Source organism: Arsenophonus endosymbiont of Aleurodicus floccissimus, from assembly GCF_900343025.1.
Taxonomy (GTDB): Bacteria; Pseudomonadota; Gammaproteobacteria; order Enterobacterales; family Enterobacteriaceae; genus Arsenophonus.
Window position 1 is genome coordinate 171,375 of record NZ_OUND01000003.1, and the last position, 24,980, is coordinate 196,354.

21 protein-coding genes and 8 pseudogenes are annotated in these 24,980 nt (G+C 39.1%); 4 read left to right on the forward strand and 25 right to left on the reverse strand.

Annotated elements, in window-relative coordinates; all coding sequences use genetic code 11:
* Nucleotides 1-2 precede the first annotated feature (2 nt).
* The 12 genes and pseudogenes from ARADI_RS10910 to ARADI_RS18390 all read right to left on the reverse strand — a co-directional run bounded on the left by ARADI_RS10910 (nt 3) and on the right by ARADI_RS18390 (nt 8,078).
* Nucleotides 3-434 (reverse strand): restriction endonuclease subunit S, encoded by a 432-nt coding sequence (locus ARADI_RS10910; RefSeq protein ID WP_202864204.1) that lies wholly within the window; start codon nt 432-434, stop codon nt 3-5.
* 118 nt (nt 435-552) lie between these two features.
* Nucleotides 553-2,190, reverse strand: a pseudogene (locus ARADI_RS21065) (HsdM family class I SAM-dependent methyltransferase).
* Nucleotides 2,191-2,383: 193 nt separating this feature from the next.
* Complete coding sequence (locus tag ARADI_RS18355; RefSeq protein WP_238149388.1) at nt 2,384-2,728, reverse strand: hypothetical protein; 345 nt, start codon at nt 2,726-2,728, stop codon at nt 2,384-2,386.
* 51 nt (nt 2,729-2,779) lie between these two features.
* Nucleotides 2,780-2,980, reverse strand: coding sequence for a hypothetical protein (locus ARADI_RS18360; protein WP_238149389.1), 201 nt, complete (start codon nt 2,978-2,980; stop codon nt 2,780-2,782).
* Between the two features lie 132 nt (nt 2,981-3,112).
* Nucleotides 3,113-3,388 carry a type I restriction enzyme subunit R domain-containing protein gene (locus ARADI_RS18365; RefSeq protein WP_238149390.1) on the reverse strand — a complete coding sequence of 92 codons (276 nt, stop codon included), beginning with the start codon at nt 3,386-3,388 and terminating at the stop codon, nt 3,113-3,115.
* Between the two features lie 41 nt (nt 3,389-3,429).
* Nucleotides 3,430-3,729 carry a hypothetical protein gene (locus tag ARADI_RS18370; protein ID WP_238149391.1) on the reverse strand — a complete coding sequence of 100 codons (300 nt, stop codon included), beginning with the start codon at nt 3,727-3,729 and terminating at the stop codon, nt 3,430-3,432.
* 44 nt (nt 3,730-3,773) lie between these two features.
* On the reverse strand, nt 3,774-4,496 hold the full coding sequence (locus ARADI_RS18375) for a DEAD/DEAH box helicase family protein (RefSeq protein ID WP_238149392.1): 723 nt from the start codon (nt 4,494-4,496) through the stop codon (nt 3,774-3,776).
* The gene (locus ARADI_RS18380) at nt 4,490-5,287 is read right to left on the reverse strand and encodes a type I restriction endonuclease (protein WP_238149393.1); all 798 of its coding nucleotides are present in this window, start codon (nt 5,285-5,287) and stop codon (nt 4,490-4,492) included. Before ARADI_RS18380 ends, ARADI_RS18375 begins: the two co-directional genes overlap by 7 nt.
* Nucleotides 5,284-5,478 (reverse strand): XRE family transcriptional regulator, encoded by a 195-nt coding sequence (locus tag ARADI_RS10925; RefSeq protein ID WP_119712075.1) that lies wholly within the window; start codon nt 5,476-5,478, stop codon nt 5,284-5,286. Before ARADI_RS10925 ends, ARADI_RS18380 begins: the two co-directional genes overlap by 4 nt.
* A gap of 1,022 nt (nt 5,479-6,500) precedes the next feature.
* On the reverse strand, nt 6,501-7,286 hold the full coding sequence (locus tag ARADI_RS10930; protein WP_119712076.1) for a nitrilase-related carbon-nitrogen hydrolase: 786 nt from the start codon (nt 7,284-7,286) through the stop codon (nt 6,501-6,503).
* On the reverse strand, nt 7,243-7,710 hold the full coding sequence (locus tag ARADI_RS18385; protein ID WP_238149394.1) for a cytosine permease: 468 nt from the start codon (nt 7,708-7,710) through the stop codon (nt 7,243-7,245). The genes ARADI_RS10930 and ARADI_RS18385 overlap by 44 nt, the downstream gene beginning before the upstream one ends.
* 71 nt (nt 7,711-7,781) lie before the next feature.
* Complete coding sequence (locus ARADI_RS18390) at nt 7,782-8,078, reverse strand: SLC5/6 family protein (protein WP_238149395.1); 297 nt, start codon at nt 8,076-8,078, stop codon at nt 7,782-7,784.
* On the opposite strand from ARADI_RS18390, the gene ARADI_RS18395 reads away from it, so the two are divergent.
* Nucleotides 8,056-8,616, forward strand: a complete 561-nt coding sequence (locus ARADI_RS18395) for a hypothetical protein (RefSeq protein ID WP_238149396.1) — start codon at nt 8,056-8,058, stop codon at nt 8,614-8,616. The two genes, ARADI_RS18390 and ARADI_RS18395, sit on opposite strands and share 23 nt — an antisense overlap.
* A gap of 162 nt (nt 8,617-8,778) precedes the next feature.
* Here ARADI_RS18395 and ARADI_RS10940 read toward each other — a convergent pair whose 3' ends face one another.
* The 7 genes and pseudogenes from ARADI_RS10940 to ARADI_RS10965 form a co-directional block, all read right to left on the reverse strand.
* On the reverse strand, nt 8,779-9,285 hold the full coding sequence (locus ARADI_RS10940; protein WP_119712077.1) for a hypothetical protein: 507 nt from the start codon (nt 9,283-9,285) through the stop codon (nt 8,779-8,781).
* A 1,040-nt stretch (nt 9,286-10,325) separates the two neighbouring features.
* On the reverse strand, nt 10,326-10,718 hold the full coding sequence (locus tag ARADI_RS10945) for a M10 family metallopeptidase C-terminal domain-containing protein (protein ID WP_119712078.1): 393 nt from the start codon (nt 10,716-10,718) through the stop codon (nt 10,326-10,328).
* An 18-nt stretch (nt 10,719-10,736) separates the two neighbouring features.
* Nucleotides 10,737-11,186 carry a hypothetical protein gene (locus ARADI_RS18400; protein WP_439647108.1) on the reverse strand — a complete coding sequence of 150 codons (450 nt, stop codon included), beginning with the start codon at nt 11,184-11,186 and terminating at the stop codon, nt 10,737-10,739.
* Nucleotides 11,187-11,203: 17 nt separating this feature from the next.
* Nucleotides 11,204-11,803 (reverse strand): M10 family metallopeptidase C-terminal domain-containing protein, encoded by a 600-nt coding sequence (locus tag ARADI_RS18405; RefSeq protein WP_238149397.1) that lies wholly within the window; start codon nt 11,801-11,803, stop codon nt 11,204-11,206.
* Between the two features lie 6 nt (nt 11,804-11,809).
* A complete protein-coding gene (locus ARADI_RS10955; RefSeq protein ID WP_182853206.1) occupies nt 11,810-11,956 on the reverse strand; it encodes a hypothetical protein in 147 nt (48 codons plus the stop codon).
* An 822-nt stretch (nt 11,957-12,778) separates the two neighbouring features.
* Nucleotides 12,779-14,055: pseudogene (locus ARADI_RS10960) on the reverse strand (NCS2 family permease).
* A 496-nt stretch (nt 14,056-14,551) separates the two neighbouring features.
* Nucleotides 14,552-15,445, reverse strand: a pseudogene (locus ARADI_RS10965) (molybdopterin cofactor-binding domain-containing protein).
* Nucleotides 15,446-15,449: 4 nt separating this feature from the next.
* Between ARADI_RS10965 and ARADI_RS19850 the strand changes: the two are divergent.
* A complete protein-coding gene (locus tag ARADI_RS19850; protein ID WP_255420693.1) occupies nt 15,450-15,578 on the forward strand; it encodes a hypothetical protein in 129 nt (42 codons plus the stop codon).
* A 90-nt stretch (nt 15,579-15,668) separates the two neighbouring features.
* Here the strand turns inward: ARADI_RS19850 and ARADI_RS18410 are convergent, their stop codons facing one another.
* The 4 genes and pseudogenes from ARADI_RS18410 to ARADI_RS10980 all read right to left on the reverse strand — a co-directional run bounded on the left by ARADI_RS18410 (nt 15,669) and on the right by ARADI_RS10980 (nt 20,017).
* The gene (locus tag ARADI_RS18410; protein WP_238149398.1) at nt 15,669-15,890 is read right to left on the reverse strand and encodes a molybdopterin cofactor-binding domain-containing protein; all 222 of its coding nucleotides are present in this window, start codon (nt 15,888-15,890) and stop codon (nt 15,669-15,671) included.
* 11 nt (nt 15,891-15,901) lie between these two features.
* Complete coding sequence (locus tag ARADI_RS10970) at nt 15,902-16,045, reverse strand: hypothetical protein (protein ID WP_182853207.1); 144 nt, start codon at nt 16,043-16,045, stop codon at nt 15,902-15,904.
* A gap of 2 nt (nt 16,046-16,047) precedes the next feature.
* A pseudogene (gene ygfK / locus ARADI_RS10975) lies at nt 16,048-19,154 on the reverse strand (putative selenate reductase subunit YgfK).
* Between the two features lie 287 nt (nt 19,155-19,441).
* A pseudogene (locus tag ARADI_RS10980) lies at nt 19,442-20,017 on the reverse strand (NTP transferase domain-containing protein).
* 207 nt (nt 20,018-20,224) lie between these two features.
* Between ARADI_RS10980 and yqeC the strand changes: the two are divergent.
* Both yqeC and yqeB read left to right on the forward strand, forming a co-directional pair.
* Entirely contained in the window at nt 20,225-20,599 is a 375-nt protein-coding gene (gene yqeC, locus ARADI_RS18415; protein WP_238149399.1) for a selenium cofactor biosynthesis protein YqeC, read from the forward strand.
* 294 nt (nt 20,600-20,893) lie between these two features.
* Nucleotides 20,894-22,482, forward strand: a pseudogene (gene yqeB / locus ARADI_RS10990) (selenium-dependent molybdenum cofactor biosynthesis protein YqeB).
* 81 nt (nt 22,483-22,563) lie between these two features.
* Here the strand turns inward: yqeB and arcC are convergent.
* Together arcC and hydA are read right to left on the reverse strand one after the other, a co-directional pair.
* Nucleotides 22,564-23,492: pseudogene (gene arcC / locus ARADI_RS10995) on the reverse strand (carbamate kinase).
* 67 nt (nt 23,493-23,559) lie between these two features.
* Nucleotides 23,560-24,937: pseudogene (gene hydA, locus ARADI_RS11000) on the reverse strand (dihydropyrimidinase).
* Nucleotides 24,938-24,980: the final 43 nt, after the last annotated feature.

Genomic DNA, 24,980 nt, shown 5'->3' on the forward strand with positions numbered 1-24,980 from the left:
TTCTAGTTCGGAGTTGATGCGGTTATTGAGATCGATTTTGTCGTCAATTGTACGTAATATTGCTGAGATTTTTTTTGCGTAGCCTTTTCAGGGCCAGTAAAAGGGATTCGAGACAAAATTTCCGTATTAAGATTGTGCATTGTAGCGCCAACCGCTTGATTAATAATCCATGACTGGATTTTAGGTGTACTAAGATAGTAAGTTAGATAATCAGGATCAAGTTTATCGCCCGGACGTAATAATAAACACTCCGTACCGCAGAAATACCCAGCTTCACGCGACCTAATTAATGCTTTAAACCTAACATCACCTCGTCGGTTATAAACTATGTCCCCCTTTTTCACGAGATATTTTGACAGCCTCAGTGCATCCCTTTCAGAGATAAAAGCGATCTTAGAGAGTTCTACTCGATTATCTTTCATATTAACAGGCATAATACATGGAATGCCTTCGGAAACATAATCCGCAGCATGAAACTGGCTTCCGAAGGGTCCAGTGTGAATTATCCTCCCCCTCCCCTAAACCAAATCGCCAAGAGTTGCATTTATCTGATCACTCATACTTCAACCCCGCCAACTGTTTCTTAATCTCCACTTCCAGCTCATGGGACTGGCTGAACAAGCTCTCCAGATTGCCAATAAACCCTTTCATTTTTTCTGCAAACTAACTCCGGTGTAATATCGACATATTCAATTTTGAAATCAAAATATTGCCCCGCGCTGAATGAGTAATTCTTGGCAGCGATATCATCATAAGAGACCACGACGGAGAAATCGTCTTCGTTCCACTTGTTATTAAATACTTGACAGATGCGCTTTTCTTTTTCATCCGTCAGCACCGTTTTTTGGTTTTTGCCGTCTTTAACCTTCTGGCCTAAATTCAATGCGTCGATCAGCACTACTTTCTGTTTATTGTTGGCATCAATAAACAGAATGGAAACGTTGGTGTCGGTGGTGGCAAAAATATTCGATGGAATAGAAACGACGCCCGCCAGCATTTTGTTTTTAACCAGATGTTCCCGAATGCCTTTGTCAATGCCAGACTGGGCAGTAATAAAGCCTGTTGGTACCACGATGGCCGCTTTACCGCCTGGTTTTAGCGACCAGATGATATGTTGCAGGAATAGTTGATAGATGGCCATCTTATCTTTGGCTGCTTTAGGCACTTTTGGGATACCAGCAAAGAAACGCTACTGATTTTCTTTCGTATCCAGGTCGTTGCGAAAATCGCTGAAATCCATCTTAAACGGTAGGTTGGAAACAATATAGTCAAAGCGTTTCAGTTGCCGACCCTCTTTATGGTAGGGGGTGCAGTATGGTATTGCCTTGAATGACGCTTGGAATGGAGTGAACCAAGTTGTTGAGGATCAGGTTTAGGAGCGGCAGGCTAGAGGATTTTTGCGAGATATCTTGGGTATAGATACTGCAACGATCTTCGCCGATGGCATGTGCTACGTTCATTAATAGGGTACCGGAACCGGCTGATAGGTCGTAGCAGCTGACGTTACGCACTTTACCCTCTTGATCTTTCGGGACTAGAATTTCAGCCATAATACGCGCTACAGCATGGGGCGTGTAGTACTCGGTATATTTATCACCAGAATTGCTGTTATAGTCTTTGATCAGATATTCAAAGATAGTAGCGTAAAAATCAAATCTCTGACTAAATATACGTTCGAAACTGAATTCTATTAACTTGTTGATGATTGCCAGGCAGAAGTCATCACGTTTTGATTCGTCAGCGATAAACTGGCTGAGACGATCAAATAGCACCACTTTCGCGCCGCCGTCAGTTTTGACTGCGAAGATTTCGTTGTTGGTGATGGCAATATCCATCAGGGTATCGGTCAAAGTTTTTGGCAAAATCTGCGGCATTTTGTTAGCTAAACAGCGAGCGAATAAAATGGTGAGGCTTCAAGTGAGCTGTATCCGGACTCATCTTTTGTTGTAATTTGTCTAGTTGCTCCTCGCTTATTTGGCTAAGTGCCGCTTCTCAGCTTTCTGCGCTGGCAACAGATTTATCGACCTTTTTGGCTTCAAAGGCGAATTTATCGTTCAGAAATTTGTACAGAAATGTCTGAGTAATAATTTTGAATTCATTACCATCATTTCCAAGGCCGTAGTTAGCGCAAATACTTTTTAGGCTGTCTATCAGATCTTTGGTTTTGTTTCTAAATTCCAATTCTACCACATACATGCGCCGGTATTAAATTCATTCAGGTACTCTGTGACAATCAGGCAATTGATTTCGTTTGCTGTCTTGGCCGACAGCTTTATATGATGCTCATCTTCAAAGTGGGCGATCACGCATGACACTATTTGTCGCTCAAAGTAACCTTCGTTGTTTAAAATATTACTGTTATTCAGTACTTTATTATCCGCATTCAGTTTAACACTAGCAATGCCACGTAGATTTTACGCTCGGACTCGCTGAAACGCGCATGTTCCCACAACCGTTTATGAGTGCGTGCATATTTGACGTCGCCTAGGTACTTGTCGCGCAGCAGATTATTCTGTTGGTTCAGTTCTTTGACGCGGTCATGAATTTTATTAAGTATACCAATATTCGCAATCATTTCGTTTTGAGTGACTTCGCTGAGTTTCTTTTTCTTGAATAAACGCTCTAGTTCTTCTTTTAAAGTGATGAACTGTGGATCTTGTTGATCAAAATTGTTAGCTAATGCTTCACGAATCCGGCGCAGAGTATCTTTTAGTTGGTCGGCCAGCACCAGTTCTTCTTCGCCAATTTTATGAAATTCAAAAATAACTTTTTCTAGTGCTCAATTCGGAAGCCCCGAAATATCAATACCCTGTTCTAAATCCGCTTTCAGATTGAGCAAATCTAGGCGATGGCTGGCTTCGCGATACAGGATATTTAATTTGTTGAAATCTAGTTCCTGCAGGAACTTAACTTCGCCTTGGAGTCGGATTAAGTTGTATAGGCTCCTGGCATCAGCTAGCACATTTTTTAACGTCAGCATCGTTTGCCGATCTTCGATCTGACTTATTTGATTGGCAAAAATTTCAGCGTTCAGGATATCAAATTGGAATAGAACGTCTTTAATCTGTTCAATTTCCTGTTTGATCTCTTTTTGAGACTTGAACAGTCGGGATTAATGCTCGATCTCATCGCCCAACTCGGACTGAAGCTCTTCAAAGTAGGCTTTATTGGTTGCGTCAAATTCCTGACGGATGTCTGCGAAATCTACTACATAACCGTAGCGGAAATCTTTATACGTAAGGTTAACTCGGGTCAACGCCTGCAATAGGTTATGTCTACGGATCACGCGTTCTAGATAGAGTTTTTTCAGACTTTTGGCATCGAACCCAGTTAATAGCATGTTATAAACAAACAGTAGATCGATACTACCGACCTTAAAATTTTCCATCTACTCTTTACGTTCCTGCTTTGTTGCCACATCATGTAGGATCAGAGCGGTACTTTTGGTGTCTTGCTTTTTCCTACTTTTTTGTTTGTGGAAAGGTAGAGCGCTTCGGGTTCAGCTGCGTGAGCAATAGGGAATTCCTCGTTTGTTTTTATTGGTGTTTCAGCATATTGCGCATTAAAGAGAGCAAACATCTTTTTTGCCTGTTCTGAACTGTTGCAAATTACCATGCTTCCAATAGTGTCATCATTGAGTGCACCACGACTTTTGGCAAAGTCAGTGATGATATAGTCCAACATGGGTTCGACGAAGCTGGAGTGAGCATAAATAAGTTTACGATCCACGTCACCCATCTGGATTTCAACGTCTTTTAATGTTTGTTGCAGGGCTATCCGGTAATTGGAGGCGAGATCTCTTCACGGATCAGACGTAGTGTATAACCATCCGCGATAGAGGCATTGTAGTAATATTTGTGGATGTAACTACCGAAGAGATCGCGCGAGTTGTAGTCAGTTCCTAGCAATGGAGTGCCTGTTAGGCCGATTTTGATGGCATCGGTATCTGACGGACTTAAGTTAGCCAGAAAATTACCTTCGGGGTTATAACTGCGATGAACCTCATCTAGAAAGTAGACTCGTTGAATATTGATATCATAATCTTTGGTCAAAACAACGTCCGATTCATTGTGAAATTTTTGGATATTAACAACGGTTATTTCTGGTTTACCTTGGTGATTGTGGATTACTTGAGTGGCTTTAATATCGCGGGAGAAGGCGCTACGTGAGTTGATCAGGTGAATTGTTAAACCGTGAGCAGTAAATTCCCGATGTGCCTGCTGTAGTAAATCCAGTCGATCGACAATGAAATAAAATTTGGGGATCACCTGTTTTTTTTGAAAATAGTCGTTTAGGAAACGCACGCTATAGTATGCAAGTGCTGTTTTTCCGCTGCCTTGAGTGTGCCAGATAATCCCTTTTTTAACTTTCTCATTCAGTTTGCATTCTATGGCTTTAGTCGCAATTGTGGGTAACGCATGATATGCTTCTGTATTCCATCCGGCTCTACGACATAAGCCAGTGCATAACGTAAGATAAATGCCAATGTTCAGCAATGAGGTACAGATACGATTTGTTGGCCGGTTATGATCTTTGTTTGAAATTCCGGGCTAGTACGGATCACCTCAAGGTTATTATCTTTCAATACCGCTAATTCATAACTGTCCGTTAGTGATTTTAACAATGTTGTGAGGTTAAAGAGTTCCTCTTCCCGAAAGTAATTGAACTTTAGTTTGTGGTATGCGCTACTAGCATAAAATACGCCTTGAATTAGCTCAGAATCGCTATCATCATACTTCATGTTATTGGAAAAAATCATAAACTGAGTAATGTTAGCAAAACGCTTAAATTTCGGATTTTGAAAACGTTCATTAATACGATTACGCTCTGCAAGAATACCTTCTCGATTATTAGGCTTTTTAACTTCAATAAACACCAACGGCATGCCATTAATCAGCAGGGTGATATCAGGACGAAACTCTTCATCTCCATTTTCATAAGTTAGTTCTGTGACAACATGGAAGCTATTGTTATTAAAGTTTTCGAAGTCAATGAATTTTAAATTAGAACGATCAGTAAGTTTTTCGAAAAATGCACGTCCTAAATCTTCATTATCAAGCAGAAGGGTAACGTCTTTAAGAAGACGCGTGATATCATCAGGGTTTGTATTGGCGTTAATTTTTGCAATGGAAGTTTTAAAGATTTCAGGAAAAATGTTAGTTTCTTTATCCCAGTTCTGTCCTTGGAGCGAAAGATAGGTATAACCTAGTCTTATTAAGTGAAGAATTGTAGGGATTTTTACTCGGGTATCTTCGGTAAATTTGGTGATGTTTTTATTGGTTATCATTGCTCTGATACCCTCTCCAGTAACTCGTTTAATTGGTAACTAAACTTATTAAGCGCATCAACATCAAGTTTCTTAACCGTCTTTTTATAAATTGGAGTAGTAGTATTACAGCTAAGCTCTATTTCGCGGATAACATCTGAAATATATATTTTATGCTCAACCTTTAAGCGAGCTAATTGGCAGCGGCTCATCGGGTTTTCCCTAACATCAATTTCATTGAAATATGTTACCTTTTTTCGTTATAAGAATCAAATATTTAAGCTAATATGATATTTTTCATATCAATTTGAATTTTTATCTTGTATATAAAGTATATACTTGAACGGCAAATTATTTATTTAACTTTTCTATCAACCAAAAAACACATACTCATCCATAATCCAAGTCAATTTAAAGTATCCGGCTTAGCTTACAATCAGGCCTGCCACTAACTGCTATTCAATTATCATTTTCAATCTATTAGGCCAATTGGCTAATGGAAAGCTTAGCAGTAAATTATGTCAACATAGCTACATCAGCTTAGTGTGTTAGTTAAAAGTGATAAGACAATCAAGCCTAGTAATAAACGGATAAATTAGCTACAACTGGAGGATTATATTTAATCTAAGGGGAATTTTGAAAACTAACATAATTAACCCAAAAGCTTGATCAAAAAGAGATCAAATCATTAAAGTAGATTGAGTATTACTATTTTTTAGAAATCAATAAGCTAACTTTTATTTAATTAAACTAGATAAAAAATAAGTTCATTAACGGAGGTATTTTATTTTAAATTATATAGTACTGTTAATTAACGAATCAATTTTATAGATAAACAGTGATATATGTTGTGAAGGATCATATCCAGCGATTTCTTTGTGCAATACTTATTAAAAATATCGTGCTATTAACAAAATTTATTAAATTAAAATAAATAAGTTGTATTTAATTTGATTAAATAAAATAAATAATACATATAAGTTATAATAAAGATTAGTTATTAATCTTTATTATTTTTATTTTTGTGATAATAAGTTTAATAGGTAGGGTATTTCATAATATAAATAGAAAGTTTAAATAGCTAAAATCAATAATATGCATTTTAGCTATTAATTTATAACTAATTATATTAATTTTATTATGTTTTTATGCTCTACATATACTACAGTGTAAAAATATGAAAGCGATAAAAGAGAATATCTTTTAGACTATTATAAAAAATAGGTTGTATAGTTTATTTTTTATCCTTTAAGTAGTTTAATGACTTTCTGATCTCTGTTTGCGTTGTTAAATTTATTTCATAACTGAGCATGTCTTCTGCTTTTTTCCAGGTGTTGGCAACAATTTGTCCTCTGGGATCGATAATTCGGCTGCCGCCAAATAGGTTTATATCACCTTCTTTACCCCATCGATTGACTGCTACCAAATGCGTTGTATTCTCTAAAGCACTACAAGGCGTGTTTATATACCAAAGATCTTTATCTTGTTGTGACCAAGCCGATGGCATAAATAAAATATCTGCTTTTTTAGTTTCCAAAATTCTGTCAACTTCAGGAAATCCTGCATCGTAACAAATTATTATTCCAATACGACAAATACTAATATCAAAAACTGGCAAGCTATCACCGGGTGTAAACCATAGTTTTTTATGATGAAATAGATGCATTTTCCGATATACAGCTAACCAGTTTTTTCTATTTGGAATCCAAATACCGGCAGAATTATAAATTTTACCGGTTGTATCATTTCGTTCTATAAAACTACAAATAATAACTAAATTAAGTTTGCTGGATAATTGGCTAAATAGCTTATCTGTCTGTTCATTTTGGGTTTCACTAAGTGAATAATATTTTTCTCCTAGTATTATTGATGGTGAATATCCAGTAGTCGTTAATTCAGGAAAACAGATAATTTGCGTATTGTTTTCCTTAGCCTTATAGCAATAATTTTCTAAACATCGTAAATTTTCATCTTTGTCATCTAAAATGGCGTCCGTCTGAGCTATTGTAACTTTGATCATTTTTTATCTCTTTGGGTATTTTATTGAAAAAATTCTTTAAAATAGACAAGCAGAAATATATCACAGCAGAGATAAATATCGAGTTAACTAATGGAATACCCATAGTTATGGTCATCCCAGCGATAGAGCCTAAAGCCCAAGCAATGAGAGATGGGTAATTTATCCATGGTGTAGCAGCATTATTTGGCAACTTGCCATTTTTACGCGTTGAATCAAGCAAATCTCTATTAGTGCGAAGGATATAGTAGTCAGTGAGCATAATCCCAGCTATTGGTGGAAAAATAACACCCGCTATTATCAAAAATCCAACAAAATTATCTAAGATACCTATAACGGTGAAGAAAGTTCCTATACTGCCAGCGATTAGCGTTAATGTAACATAATTGATTTTCTTGCCGATCATATACTCAATAATATTGCTCATGCTAAGCGAGACACTATAAAGATTATATCATTTATTTTAACCACCGCTAAGATAGTACAACTGACGCCGATCTAGCCTGCATTTTGAATAAGGATATTAACCACATCATCGGTACCCATCGCTTTAGCGATCAATATAGAAACGCCATTAACAATAAATTCACCAACAATGATTGAAATTGTTAACATCCAAAAAACATCTTTTGAATTCTGACAATATCGACTGATGTCAGGTGTTATTAGCATTACAACAATACACCCACCGGCGACCATTGTTGCCCCAGCGCTTAATGTCATCGTGTCCTGCTCTGCTGGAATGATATTGATTAATTCTTTAATGTCGATAGTGGTTAATGAATTAAATGTCACCCAAATCATAACAGCAAAAAATAAAGATATCGCTATTTTGGCGGTTAAACTTAATCCTTTAAATCCGTATGTAACTAATACGGTAATAAATATGCCTGAAATTGTGCCACACCAGCCGAAGTCAAGCTTGCCGCTTAATGCATATTCTAAAGCTTTGGCACAAACTCCATTTTGTACTCCGAACCAGCCGAGCGAGCTTATCGCAATAGCAAATCCGATCATGGCAGAGCTTATTCGTCCAAAGCCGCACCATCTGGACAGAATACTGGTAGGTAGCCCCTCCCGACATTCTATAAGGCCCAATCATAGACCTACAAATTCAAGAATTAAGCTACCCAAAATTGTTGCTAACATTGCCTGCCAAAATGTCATTGCATGGCCTAATGTAGCACCCAGTATAAATTGCGATAGTGCAGTATTGGCGCCGATACGAATTAAAACAATAGAAAATAAATCAGAGCCTGCTGAAGGTGGAATCCTTTCAAGGGAGTGTTCTTTTATCCATGTTTATATTTCTCTATATTATTTAGTTAAATAAATAGCTGCGCGGTCTGAGAAATCGCATCGGTATTTTATTATGAATATTTTTATGAATATAATATTCTATAAATTGTTCCCGAAAGCTAATCTCCAATTTTTGGTAGATAGATTGTAATTTATTATTAACGGTATGATGACTAACACAAAGCATTTTAGAAATTTATTTTGGGTTAAATGAATGTGCTACCAGAAACATTATTTCTAATTCTTTTTTGGTAAATTTTGTTTCAATCAGGCAATCTAATGTTCCGTGAATTTTACCAAAATTTTTAAATTTCCTAAAAGGCAGCAGTTCCATCTTTCTTGAATGAAACATAACGCCAACACATTCTCTGTCGACAATAAACGGAAATTTTTCACAAATGTAAGGTTGTAATAGCGAATCCTCACCATAAGGATAAATATCAATCGAAATGATATTTCTTTTTTGTTTCAATGTTTCAAAATCATGTGCTTGAAAGTTTTCTGAGAATTCAGCTGTGGGATGAGGTATTTCGCTATCATTTTTGCCGTATAAGTTAAAATTTGTAGATAAATTAAATAACCTGTAGTTTTGTGGATTGCTATAAAAATGAATAGATTGGTCGCCGTCAAATATTTTTATTCTCCATGGATAGCTATTGTTTTCAAACATAGCAATAAGCTGCGGTGATATTTTTACATCCATTATTTCCTCCCGCCGATAGAACTCAATAATACTCATGAATTACCTATAAACAATCTGTTTATTCCTTATAGAATAGCGTCTTAATATAAATAAATTCTGGACATAATGGAAATTTTTTTAGCAAATTATTTGTCTGTTATTTCAATAGTATTATGTAACAAATTGTTTTTATTAGTTTATTTTTTGTTAAGTCGGATAATTTAATATCAGACAGATTAATGAATATATCTGAACTATTAAAAGAATATATTGGCCAATTATTAGCGGAATAAATACCTATATAATCAGCAAAATGAATAAAAAAATAATGCTTCAGTTCACTAATAGAACACCAATAAAAAGTCACTATCTACTGCTTATAGCAAGAATAAATTGCTGCAAAATTTAGTTGTTTATTTGCAATGACAATGAAAATAAAATATTAACTAGAAACTTATAAAACCAATATTGAAAAAAATATTCATTACAGGTGTGCTGCGAAATAATATTCTTTGAATGGCTAATTAATAAAATAATGACTAAGAGAGTAAATTAAATATGTCATTATTGGTGAAGAAGTTAGGGGCTGGTTATTTTTTCGTATTACATAAAATTGAATAAAAACCAGTCAATATAATATGGCAAAATTAATTTGGCAGTAAATACGAATATTGAGCACAAAAAATAGCGTGCTAAAAAATCATTATATGGTATGTAACTAAGCTGTGTTTAGGGGCTGGTTTTTTGTCATAATTTTGAGTTGGGTCTGTTTCATGGGACATTAGACCGTAAAAAATTTACAGAAATATTTATTATTTTTTTAATCTTAATATTTTAGTTAAGTAAGAATGATATTAAATAAGACTGCGCCATTTATTTTTACTCTGCTAGAGGTAAAGTAACTAGTAAAACAGATCAATTTTTCGCATTATATTTCAGCAAAAATAATTAGTAATGACTGTGATTGATATGATCAGTAATGAAAGCATTATTTTTTGCCAAGTGGGTAATCAATAATACCCACCACTCAAAAACGGTGAGCTTAGCTCACCGTTTTACTATTACGACAGAATAAGATCGCTTTGTTCGACAACCCCAAGGATATGCAGTCCAAAGTCGGGGATGGCATCACCGTCTCCATCTAAAAGTAATCGAATTAAGTTACTTTCTGCATTGTAAGTCAACATCACATCTCTTGCTAGTTTAGTAAAAGAGTCAACAAAATAGAGGTCAGGGGTGCTTGTGCTATAACTGTTTAGCCTAATGGCAGCGAGATCAATTTTGTTAATACTGGTTTCAAAATCCATAATTTTATCTGGATTGTCGTAAGGTGAATCTTTGATACTGGAAAAAACAAAGGTATCTTTGCCGCTACCATTGTATAGCTTCTGTGGCTTTTTGTTGTCGCTATACCAATTATTAACATCATTGCTGATATAGTTATTGCTCGTCATGCTACTATTTTGTATTGGTCAGAATGTGGCTTGCTGTTGGTTACAGTAACCATAATTGTTGCAATCGGCGGGTTGATTGGGCAATGTGGCATTGTAAGTAATAGAATATTGCCAGGGAGAGCTATAATCATAACTATCACCATTAAAATTGTTCATCATCGGGTAATAAAACATGGGAGTACTGCTATAGCATGATGTCGGTGTTGCCCAATAACAAGTGTTAGTGTTATTACACCGCCATGGTGAGGTTATGCAGTTGTTAGGGATGCTGGTAACTTCATTATCATAATCCTCTTGTGGCAGCTCATTATCTTTGGCATTTTGCGGTAATTCATCATCATAATCATCTTTTAGTAGTTTATTATTAACATCTTGTGTTGATTGATGAGCATGAATACTGTTGGGAGGTTGGTTATCTGTTTTTTTATCTGGCATTATAGAGTGACGATTGCCGCCCCATCCCCCCATAAATACTATCTCTACCTTTACCCCCTCGATGATATTGTCAGCACTGTTGCCGATAATAACGTTATTGCCTGAGCCACCGATTGCATTTTCAATAATGGCGCCCCCCCCCGAGCAATTGAGACATTGGCTTTTAAGCTGCCAATATCGGAGAAGGAGGCTTTATTTAAGTTAATGCGTTGGTTTTGATAATAACTAGAAAAATCTAGTGTATCGTTACCGCCGGTATCCCAGACACAAAAAACCACTTTCTGGTTACTGTTGTTTATGGTATAGAAATCTCTATCTCTATTGGAATGAAATCCGTAAATGGTATCGCCAGTTCGAGTAGTGGTATTGGCACCATGAATTTTTTGTATGGCGGCAATATCATGCATCAGTGGCCCGGTTGGGTAACAGGCCTTGTTATAGATATAGTAACCGAGACTCTCATCATAATGATGGTTAGCGCCAGTATTTGTTTCTTCCCAATAGCTCATAACGCTATATTGGCGTGAATCTTGTTTATAGGAAGCATTCAGTGCGTAACCGCCGTTTGATGATTCATAATTGCCAGGATGGCTAAGCCCTAATGCATGACCTATTTCGTGAGTGTAAGTATTGCGACCATAATTTCCCAAGGCTGACTATGAGTTATCATTACTATCAAGGTTGAACCAAATGTGGTTTTCCATATGGCTATCGGTAGTATTGCCATAGTAATCTTTTTTTATATGTGAGTTGGTCTCTGTAAAGGCATGATCAAAACCATGATAATTACCGAAGGTGATCATGGTTTCTTCCGTAGATTCTACTTCAATTAATTCTATATTAGCGACATTTTGCCAGGTTTATAAGATTAGTCTGGCTTGCTGTTGTTGGTATGCGGTTAGGCCGCTTGGGTTAGGATTATAGCTATGATAAGTCAGACTTTGGCAGCTTTCTCTCAAATATTTAGCACAATCCGGAAAGGAGTAGGTGATTTTTAAGGTTTTATCGTCCGTCTGTTTATGGGCTTCTTGCCAACCTTTAGTTGCATATCCTTTGTTCAGCTGTTTAACTGCTTGATCAATCGTGTAAGATTCTTTGTTTTTTTAAGGAATTATCCATAATTTTCACTTTCTCCAATTTACAAATTAAAAAATTATTAATTTTGATTGCTCCCTTTTGTACTCGCTAGGTTTTTTAATTTTATGGTTATTTACTATTGATAAGTTGTTATCTGGCACCTTTTTGCTTTCAGTTTATTGATGTTTAAATGTTTAATAATTGTTATTTAAATGCGGTATTATGACCTTGTTTATGATCAACTTATTCACCGATTCATTAGCAAATAAAAACTTATCATTAAATTTTTTTGGTTTTTAGATTAAAAAAATATCTTTTTTACCCTTTTGAGTAACAAAAAACCTTACTGGTCATACCTAATTTAAATTTACTAATCAATCAGTTACGAATGAAATATTCACTTATATAGTGTTGATTTATTTATGTCAGGCTAGCTGATTGATTAAATTGAATAAAAATGACGCATCAAATGACTAATAATTTGATTTTGTCATGGATAATAATCTGTAATATTGTTGTAATAAAAAATTATTTAGTCGGAAAAAGAACTAAATCGTTAAGCCGTCATAATAGAAAATGACTAACAGTAGTGTTAGGAGCAGTGTGCTGGCATTAAGACGATGCCATTCTTTGGCAAAAATACGGCCGATAACTAGGGTAACAAAACCAAACATTAGGCCGGTTACGATATTACAAATGAAAACAATAAAAACAGCGCACACCAGGCCAGACATGGTGTCAACAAAATCATTGAAATTTAGTTTTGAGGCATTCTGTAACATTAGTAAGCGAATGTACATTAACGCTGGCGCAGTGGGGAATTAACAGTGATAGCGGTGCTAAAATAACATCAATAAGAAAAGAGTGCCTACCATTACGGCGGTTAAGCCGATTTTGCCACCTGCTGTTGATTCCAGGTATACTGCAGCAGGTGATGCGCCCATTAAGACAGCAAAAATATAGCTTACTGAGTCTATGGTAAATGCTTTGCCGCCATCGATAAGTTTATCCTCTTTATCTAGTAAATTGGCCTGACCAGCTACTGCGGCATAGGGTGCCGGTCGCATCAAATATGGCGGTGATAATTAGTGCTAACGCATAGAGTAACATTTGTAGTTGTAAGGCGGCGCTAATGTTCAAGCTAAAAGTTAGTGATTGGCCACTATCATCAGTTAGTTTTGGCAAGGCGAATAAGACTTAAAATTGTATATTGGGATCAAATATCAGCCCCACAATAGAGATAGCGATGATCACCAATAAAATACTGCCAGGTACGGTGTTTTTCTAGACCAAAAATAATAGCCAGACCCAATAGTAACATAATGGCTGGGAATGAGGTAAAGTAGCCAAGGGCAACCGGTAATCCGGCTAGTGGGTTTTTGGTGATTAAACCAACACCATTAGCCGCAATCAGCAGAATAAAGAGTCCGATACCGATACCAGTGCCATAGGTAATACTTTGTGGTAAATGGCGTAATATCCAGGTACGGATGCCGGCAATTGAAATAATGGCAAGAATAATACCCATTAAGAAAACAATACCCAGTACAATTGGGATACTAATTTGTTGTCCTAATACCAGACTGAAAGCGGTAAAGGCGCACATTGAAGTGGTGCAGCCTATTGTCATCGGTAAGTTTGCCCATAACCCCATCAATAATGAACCAAGGCCAGCAACTAAACATACCACCGTGAAAGTAGTGTTTGGCGGAAAACCCGCCTGGCTCAACATGTTTGGAATAACGACCACAGAATAAACTATGGCTAGGAATGTGGTGATGCCTGCTAAAATTTCTTGTTGAACATTGCTGTTACGTTCAGTAATTTTGAAAAATGTTTAGAGGGCTGTTGCCGTCTGTGTTTCGGTTGGCACCTCCGGTAAATTAGCAGACATAGTGCTGACCTCTTAGCGTGATTATGTGAAAGACGATGTGTTTGCAAGTGAATCATTCAAATTGTCGACTAGTGGTTTTAGGCGGGTTTTAATAAGCCGGTTGGCAACATGATAAAATAGGCTGAAGATAGGAATTATTATTAATCTGAGCGTATAATGGGTGAGCGTAGTTGAGTCATTTTGGTTATTTTTATCCATAGTATCCGACCTATTTTTTTATAATGACAATTAGAGCTGTCGGTAATTTTATTTTGCTGGCGGATGACCAAAAAATCGTCAATATTCGCCTTCTGCTGTTATTTGTCGGCTAAAAAATTGCTTATTTAAGTCTGTTAAGTGAAGCGGATTAAAATAGTTAATTGATGGTTGCAGCCTGAGTAGGAGGCTGCTAACGCAGCCTCAATTAATTACAGTTTTCCAAAGGCAGTTAATATTTTCTCTGGCGTAAAAGGCCAATCTCGCAACCAAATATTACAAGCATCATGGATAGCAGAGGCAATAGTTGGTGCGGCACCATTAACGCTAATTTCAGAGATAGATTTGGCACCAAACGGCCCAACCGGGTCGTCACTGGGAACCAGGAAAGCACCAAAGTCAGCCGGAATATCGCCGATCTTGGGTGCTCTCCATAGCTACGCAGATCACGCGTTAAGGGATTGCCTTGGCTATCATATTGGATCTCTTCGGTTAGGCTGTGGCTGATGGCGCGTAGTGTAGTACCATAAATTTGACCAAGAGCTAAATCTGGGTTAATCGGGATACCACAATCAAGTAGAGCGTAAAATTTATTGAGCCGAATTTAGCCAGTTCGTAGATTAACCGCGACTTCAGCAAAATTGGCACCAAATGAAAAGGCAAAATCATTGGTGACGTAGCTGGCGGTGGCTACAAGTACACCGAATCTGGTGCCGGTTCCGCTTGATGGGCAATTTCGGCATAACTGATTTGACCCTGTTTTCCACAGACGATGCCAGGGTGTGCCAACGAAACATCTTCTTTGGGCTTGTTGAGTATTTGCCGCGCCATGAAAAAGTATTTTTTGGCGTAAGTTTTCCGCCGCTTTTTTGGCGGCATTACCCGAGAAGCAGGTGCCGGATGAGGCATATGCCCCTTTATCAAACAGGGCATGGTCGGTGTCGCCAGAAATGACATGGATTTCATTTAACGGGCAGCATAATACTTCGGTGCGCAGTTTTCCCAATACGGTATCTAAACCGGTACCAATATAGGCGCTCCCAGAATGAACAATAAAGGTGCCATCAGATTCTAGCTTGATCATGCAGTTTACCTGATCAATTTCTGGAATACCCGATTTTTGCATAATAATGGCAACCCCTTTACTGATTTGCCAGTCGCCTGAAGCCGGTTTTGGTCCCTGCAGTCAATCAATTGGCGTCCTTTACGCCAGGATCGGTGTTAAGGCGCAACTGGCGGCGGGGTGGGGGCGCTGGTAGGCATTTTCCTTTCACTGATAGCGCCAAGGATCCTTAACTCTTGGCCTTCTTGAACCCGATTACGCTCAATCAGATCCAGCTGATCAACACCTAATTTTCCGCTAATTCAGCCATGGCCATCGTTAGCGCAAAATTACCTTTAGGCGCACCATAGCCTTGATAGGCACCGGCTGGACAGATGTTACTGTAATAAGTGGTGACTTGAAAATTAACATTATCGTAGGGGTAGAGAGGCAGTGCCAGCGCTGGGCCATTACTGGGAACGGTTAGCACATGATTGCCATAAAGACTGGTATTGGCTCGGAAATTCATGTCGATCGCCGTCAGTTTTCCATCATAGTTGGAAAACGGGCGGTCAAATTTGGACCGATAGCCAAGATCTCTGTATCCTGGATAGCGATATCGATATTTTCTCTCACCCGGGCAGGCTCAAATTCTACTACTGTGGCATTTTTTAAAATTAGCATAATCAGGTATCCATACGGGTTAATAGATATTGATGGTGTTTGTGCACGTGGCTAATGATTTGGCACAGGTTATGCAGCTCTGGTGGTATTTTTTGAAATTGACTGTCGTTATTGATGCGTAATAGCCAGGTTCGGCTATTGAGTCGGACAGAGATCCGATCACCTTCGGCCCAAAAACCAGGGTTAGTACTGTTAATGAAGTCCTCTTCCAGGTTAAAGATAGTTACTTTATCTCGATAGGGTTTGCCTTGCCATTGACAGAATTGCGAATAATTGCCACATTCATTGCACATGGCATCTAAATGCAGTGTTTGGTAGCGATTTTGAAAACCAGGGATGGCAATCGAGACATTGGCGCGATTTGGGCAGACATCAACACATTTACACAAATGTAATTACATTCCAGACAGCGATCGGCTTCCTGTTCAAGGAAAGCCTCACTGTGCTGTTTGTCAACGAACTTGACGGTAATTTGATCTTTACGTTGATAAAGATGCTGAGGATCAACGTTACTCCAGTATTTATTACCATGATAGCTATAAATATTTTCCCGCCGCAAAATGGTATCGACAGCGCGACGTGCGGTACTGATTGCCGCAACAATGGAAGAAGGCCCTTGTTGAACATCACCGATTAAAAATATGCCTGATTGCATAGTTTCTCCGCTAGCCAGATCAATAGCTGGTTTACCATTTTTATCGAGTGGAACTCCTATTGCGGCAAGCATTTGGCTATCTTGTTGCTCACCTATTGCTGTGATTATACTATCGATTTTTAAGCTGGTGGTTTGTTCGGTTGCCACCGCTTTAGAACGCCAGGAGCTATCAATTTTACCTAATTTCATCAACCTGACTGTCAGTTTACCGTTAATCGCAAAATGTTCAGGATTGGCGAGGAACATAAATTTTACGCCATTAGCTAAAGCTTCTTCATATTTTTCTGGCCAGGCGGGCATTTCAGTTTTTGAGCGGCGATAGATGATAGTGATTTGTTCTACATCAGGTATACGTAGCGCTGCCCGAAGAACGCAGTCCATGGCGGTATTACCAGCACCAATTATCGCTACATGTTTACCCATATTCGGTGTAAAACCACGATTATAGTCACGCAGGAAAGGTAGAAATTGGTAGATATTATGATTTTCACCGGCCAGTTTGATGCCACTGTTTTTGTCGGTGCCAACGCCAATCAAAACATAATGAAAGCCGGCCGCTTTCAATTTTTCCACGGTTAAACCCAGGCTGATATCTAAATTCAAATTTGACGCCATGTTCAGCAATAAAATTGATATCATGCTCGATAAGCTCTGATGGGATACGAAATTGGGGGATAATATTTTTTACTACCCCACTGGCGCTGGCTTCGCGCTCAAAAATTGTTACTGGATAGCCTGCGCGGGCTAAAAAGTAGCCGGCACTGAGACCGGCAGGGCCGGCACCGATTATGGCAAACGGGTGGGGCGCAAGTACCTGTACCGGCAGGCTTTATGTCAAGGCTGTTTATACTCTTGCCAGCCTTTTTCTAATGCAATTTTCTTCAGTTGACGAATATTTAGCGGGCTATCATAGTCCAAACGAGTACAATTATATTAGCATTGATGATCGCAAATATGACCGGTAATGGCCGGTAGCGCGTTGCGTTTGTAGATAAGTTCCAACCCATCGGTATAACGCTTTTCACCCATTAAACGGGGATATATTCAGGGATATCCTGTTTAATGGCACAGGCATTAACACAGGGAGCCGTATAGCAATCTGTTAATGGCAGTGAATCATCAATATTTATCTGATGCTCAGCCTTCTACTCTTTTTGGCTATAATCCATACTGATTGCTTGTTTTGCCAATTTTTCTAACCGTTCTACATCAATTTTTCTGCCTGCCAGGCTGCGCTATCCGTTAATTCTCGTAGGTATTCAGTCATACGTAGATAACCACCGGGTTTTAATAGATCAGTTGCCATGGTGATGGGACGAGTGCCGGTTGCGAAAATATCACGGATAGTAATTTGACTAGCACCACCTGAATAAGAGATCGGTAGCATGCCATCAAAGGCACGGGAAAGAACCGTAGCTACATTGATTGATAGTGGAAATAGTGCGCGGCTGGACATGTATATCTCCTCGCCGGCTAGTTTACCTTTATGATTGATAACGCCGAATGTGTTAAAACCCTATCTGTTTCTCACTGGCTAGTGTCATTAAGCGTCGCAGCATCGCCAGGGCTTGCTCAAGCTTTAGATCATGCTGGAATGAAGCCTCTTTTAAGCCAATATAATCGAAACCGCAGTTATCGAGGATTGCTATTACCCGTTGATAAACGAGTAGGGTAGGATTGAGTTTGACAAATGTATTGAGTTTTTTGTCTTGCAATATATAACGACAGATAGCTTCTATTTCATCGGGTGGGCAGTCGTGCATGGTAGATAGGGTTACACCGCTTACCATTTGAGCGGGAATGCTTTCGACTAATGTTGTCAGTGTAGTTTGTTGACTTTCAATACCTAACTGACTAATAAAGTATGGGTTTTCGATCCATGACTGTAAAAGCTGACGGTAGCGGTTAAAAGCGGGATGATGAGAAGCATCCATCATGTTATCAATAAATTGCCGCATAGCTAGTTGCTGAATACCAGCTAAATCCGTAACCGACACTCATGTTAAATATAAAGGATTTCGCTTCAGCTGCTTGGCGTGGCTCAAAAATGGCTTCGAGAAGATGCAAAATAAACCAGGCTTTCAGATATTCATCCCAGGCTTTTACTAGTGCATATTCAGTTGACCACTCAGTCTTAAAGCATTCATCTTCAGCGTCGATGCAGGGTTTATCTATTTCTAATTGATCGAGGATCTGCACTGTTTTCAGTTCGATAAAGCGGCCGCCAGTTAACCAGGAGACGATAATATTTTGGGCTAACTGGGTATGCGGTACGGCAGCAGAGCCAATTGGTGTAGCACACGTTTCACCAAATACATTAATTAATGGATGTTGATTTTGCTGACGATAAAATTGTTGTTTGGGAATACCAAATATTGATTGATTTTGTTGGTATTCATCAAAGATGCGCTTCAAAAGTTTATCGAATGGAATTGGGCGCATTATATCTCCCATGAGACTCTCCTTGCTGCGATTTAATTGGGCAAATTGGCAAACAGTTGTTATAAACTTTGCAACAATCACGCCAGAAACAAATAACCGAGGAATGGTGAATAAGAAATGTGATTAATATTTAATCTTGCTTTTTATTTGTGAAATAACTTACGCTCAGGCAAATAAGAATGATAATCAATAGAAAATGGCTAACTTCGACAGATAGTTATTGATTTTTTAATTCTCAAAAAAATAATTTCACTATCACTTTGATAAACCAAACAGGCAGAGGATGTTTTTTGTTGTCTTTAAGTGGAGGCAAGCAGATTTTCTGTTGCTAGTAACGTCAAATAAATCTCAGGAGTGTCAATATCTGCGGTGATTGCCGATTGATCTAAGTCTAAATATTGCCATTGACCTTTTCGTAAAGCTTGCTGCATTGAGCGGCAATGGGTTTGTTTTGTCGCCATATTAAGGCAGTGATAAGGCAATAAAACTGGATGACCAGGTGTTTTTTGATAGCGAGGGATCAACGCATAAGCACCGCATTGGTGCCAAATTTGCTGAAATATATTGTGTTATTCAGACAATGCATATCACCGTGCGTTATAAAGCAGTAGTCGCTATTTACAGCCATAGAGCCTAAATAGTCCCTGCTGATAATAAGCATTATAAACAATGTTGATTGCTGGATGTTGCTGGTAGTGCGGGCTCAATTCTGTCGCCCGATAACCAATCACTAAAATAATGCAAGAACAGAAGGTTAATGCATTTTTGATACTTGCATCAAGTATTGTTCCACCCTGCCAGGGTAACATCATTTTCCATTGTCCCATACGGGAAGAAAGACCAGCAGCTGGAATAATGCAATCGATATTTTTGATTATTTGTGCTGATTTTTTGGCCATTATGGGGACCGGGATAGCAGATTTATTCATTTTATTGACTCTTAAGTTATGCCACAGGTAAATATACCCGAACCGCTCACTCAGTTTTGTGATGGATCATTAAACTCATCATCTGTTGTTATTAGTTTGATTGGCGCAGGTGGCAAAACTAGTACTTTATTTTGGTTGGCACGATAGTTTTCGTTGTTAGGTAAAAAAGTGATTATTACCACCACCACAAGGATGTATTTACCTGATGAAAATATCCCACTATTGATGTGTTGCGATCCGGCTCATTTACCTGCGGCGGTATTTGCCTCACCAATTTGTGCTTGTTATTCCGCTTGGCAACCTAGTAACGGGAAAGTACGTGGTTTTTTACCGCAGCAGGTTGATGCACTTGCTCAGCGACACTACGCGGATATCTTACTGGTCGAAGCCGATGGTTCACAAGGTCTGCCATTAAAAGCGACTGCTTTGCACGAACCTTGCATACCGGTTAGTAGTCGCTGTGTAATTGCCGTAACTGGAGGACAGGTTTTAGCCAGGCCATTAGGGCCTGATAATGTACACAGATAGTAAATATTTGCTTCTCTAACTAAAATTAAAAGATTATATAAAAATATATTGCGGTATTGTAGCATTTTACTTGGCATTCGGAGGGAATGTTTTAAAATGTTCTTCTTGATGCACAGCGTACTTGGTTGATTAATCGTTTTTCTCAATTTGAGAATTTTATCACTAACAAACTATCAGCATTGTTAATAAGCACAGGGTTAGATGCGATTCGGTTGGGAGCTGTCAGAGAGTTTCCTCCTATCAGGAATGTTTTGCAGCGTCAGAGAAATTGAATGGATAACTCACTGGGTAGTTATGAAAATCTTTATGGAAGTAGCAAAACTTGAGCAGCAGAATCGTCCTTTTGCCATGGCACAAATTATTGAAAGTCGTTGCTCTACACCACGTCACTCCGTGCAAATATTAGTACTCTATGATGGCAGTGTGATCAGCACGATTGGTGGTGGATGGTAGAGCGTAAAGTGATTACTGAAGCTTTGTTAGCGCTGGTAGAGCGTAAGCATCGTATTTTTCATGGTCGAATGAGCCGTAATGGTCAGCATGCGGTTGGCAGTGACTGTGGTGGCTCGATGTCAGTTTATATTGATGTCCATGGTTTAGCTTGCCGTTTGATACTCATTGGTGCCGGACATGTTAATCGTGCTATTGCCCAAACAGCTACTGCTTTAGATTTTTAAATCGTGGTGATGGATGTTTATGCCGATAGCCCCTTAATGCCGTTTATTTTCTAACTAATACCAAGCTATTGCAGGTAAAGTCTTTTAGCCAAGGGATTGAGACGTTAGCCATTAAAGCTGATGATTATGTGGTGATTGCTACCAATAGCCAAGATTGGGAAGCGCTATCCTTGTTGATCCACTTGCCAGTAAAATATCTTGGGCTTTTGGCCAGTCGTCGAAAGATACAAACTTTTACTCGACAATTATATGATTAAGGGCTGAAGGCATGTCAGCTTGCTCATCTTCATGCGCCTGTTGGTCTTAATATCGGAGCAGAAACGCCGTCGAAAATTGCTATCAATATTATCGCTGAGATGCTGCAAATTAAACATCAAGCTGCCGGTGGCTCAATGAAGTGCAGCACTTTTCCCTACCGCCAGCGGGCGGTTATTCGGGGTGCTGGCGATATTGCAACCGGGGTGGCATTACGTCTTTATCATGTTGGTTTTCACGTCATAATGTTAGAGGTTGAATACCCTACCGTTATCCGCTGTACGGTTGCTTTTGCTCAGGCTATCTATGCCGGAAAAATGACAATTGAAGGTGTGACTGCGAAACATATTAACAGACTAGATGAAGCCGATCCGCTTTTACAGCAAGGCATTATTCCGCTCTTAATTGATGAGGATGCTAGCTTATTGCCGGCTTTTCAAGCCGACGGTGTGGTCGATGCCATTTTAGCCAAACAAAATAGAGGAACCCACCGTGCAATGGCACCAGTGACGATTGCTTTGGGGCCCGGTTTTGAGGCAGGTAAAGATTGTAATGCTATCATAGAAACTAATCGTAGACATAATTTAGGAAGAGTAATTTATCAGGGATCGGCACAAGCTAATACTGGCGTGCCAGGGAATATTAATGGCTATACCACACAGCGTGTGGTGAGAGCGCCAGTTACCGCTGTCATGCGTCGTTGTGTTAATATCGGTGATATCGTTAATGTTGGCGATAATATTGCTTACATTGACAATACCCCGATTAAAGCGCCATTAAGTGGCATGGTACGTGGTTTATTAAATGATAATTTATCGGTGACGGTAGGGTTTAACATTGGCGATATAGATCCCCGTGGCGCGGCAGTAGATTTTACTGCTGTTTCGGATAAAGCACGCGCCATTAGCGGGAGAGGTGTTAGAAGCATTGATGGCGTTGATGGAAAAATAGGTTTAGTTGTGATGGATAAAATAGCTGACTTATTCAATTATTAAGGGCGCATAGCGCCCTATAAGAAGATAATCGTGACGGTTAGAGGTAAACAATGGTACCCGTTTTAACTTCAATCTCTTGTTTGGCTTTATTTAGCACGGTAATTAGCGTTTCACGACCATGCCGACTACAGGAAAAAGAGAGAGCAGCTTCAACCTTCGGTAGCATTGATCCTTTTGCAAAATGTCCTTCATTAATGTAACGCTGGGCTTGGTCTAGATTAAGTCGCTCCAGCCATTTTTCATTATGTTTGCCAAAGTTAATCGCTACTTTTTCTACTGCAGTCAAAATAATCAATATATCTGCATCGATCATTTTGGCTAATTTGGCACTAGCCCAGTCTTTGTCAATGACGGCACTCACACCGCGTAAATGATTACCTTCACGCACCACCGGTATACCACCACCAACGGTAATAACGACTTGCCCAGCATTAAGTAAGGCTTTGACTGTTTCTTTTTCAATGATAGCGATGGGTTTGGGGGAAGCAACCACTCGACGAAAGCCTCGTCCAGCATCTTCTTTTAGTTGATAGCCATTGGCTATCAATTTTTAAGTTTCTTGCAGGCTGAAAAAAGAGCCGATTGGTTTAGTTGGGTTATTAAGGGCCGGATCGTCGGTGGCAACTTCAACTTGGGTAATAATGGAAGCAACAGGAGTCGATAAACCCCGATTGAGTAATTCTTCACTTAGCGTATTTTGCAGATCGTAGCCGATATAACCTTGGCTTAATGCCACACATACTGACATAGGTAACATGGGAGTATGAGCGGCTGTTTTAGCTGCTGCTTCAAATGCCCGATTGATCATGCCGACTTGTGGTCCATTACCGTGAGTAATGACAATTTTATGACCCTGTTGGATCAAATCGGCAATAGCGTGTGCAGTAGTTTTTACGGGGCCATTTGTTCATCTCATCCATCACCTAATGCATTACCGCCCAATGCAATGACGATTGTTTTTTTCATGATATTCATTATTCCTATTATTTATTGTTATTTACTATCAAAGATGGGTTGGTCATACAGAAAAGCGTTAATTTATTAGGAAAGGTTGGCGGTGCAAAAATTGTCCCCAACCAGTGCTGCCAATAAATTTTCCTAGACTGAAAATCGGTTTTCCTCGTAATAGGGTATGGAGGATTGCACCTTGACAAACCATTTCTTCATAAGGGCTGTAATCAGCGTTATCATGCAGCTCAGCATGACGAATAGTAGTCCGTTTATGAGGTAATGATAATTAAATCAGCATCTGAACCGGGGGCTAGGCAACCTTTACGTGGCCAGAGGCCAAACAACTGAGCGGGTTTGCTGCTGGTTAGTGCGACAAAGCGTTCTGGCGTAATGTGCCCACTCATTACGCCGGCAGAAAAGAGTAATAACAAGCGATTTTCTACCACAGGTAGCCCATTTGGGCAGCGGCTAAAATTTCCTTTCGCAAGTTTAAGCCGCTGCCAATAGGAAAAAGTACAGTGATCGGTAGCAACCACATCAATGGTTCCATCACTAATACCACACCATAATGCATCTTGTTCACGAATATTGCGTAGCGGTGGCGTGAGAATAAATTTCATCGCATCTTCACGCAGGTATTGTCGTTCATCTAGCATCAAGTATTGAGGACAGGTTTCTATCCATACCAGCTACTGATGGGCTTTAGCCAGACGTAAGTAATTGAGTCCGAGACCATTAGACAAATGCACAATATATAAAGGAGCATTATCGGCTAGCTGTGCCAGGTTGATCATGCGGGTAATAGCTGCAGCTTCGCATTCAGGTGGCCGGCTAAGGGCGTGATAACGTGGTTCAGTCTGACCACTAGCAATAAATTGGCTGCGTAGATAGTTAATAATGGCATCATTTTCTAGATGAACGGTGGTCAATGCGCCAGCCGCTTTCAATTGTTTTAATGCTTGTAAGATATCGCTATCATTCAACTTATATTGATAAGTTAGATAAAGTTTAAAACTGCTAATTCCGTCTTGAACCATAGCAGGAATTTCATCGATAATCGCTTGATTAATATGTTGGATAACTCCATGAAAGCTATAGCCGATAACCGCTTTTCCGTTCGCATACTGGTGGTAGGTTTCTAGTTGATGATGTAAGCAACATCCTTTTGGACCAAACCCCATATGATCAATAATGGTGGTGGTGTCACCGCAGGCAGCTGCGCGGGTGCCGGTAAAAAAATCGTCATAACTACGCGCCAGCCCTGTATCAATATTGAAATGAGTATGGACATCGACACCACCTGGCATCACATAACACGCTTTGGCTTGAATAATTTCGCAAGCTTCTGATGGGATAATATTGGGGCTGATTTGCTTGATAAGACCGTTTTCGATTAAAATATTACTTTGCCGTTGTTCATTAGCATTGACCACAATACCATCTTTGATCAGTAGTTTCATGTGTAAGCTCCATAATCAGTCCTAATGTAGTGTCATTAGGGCT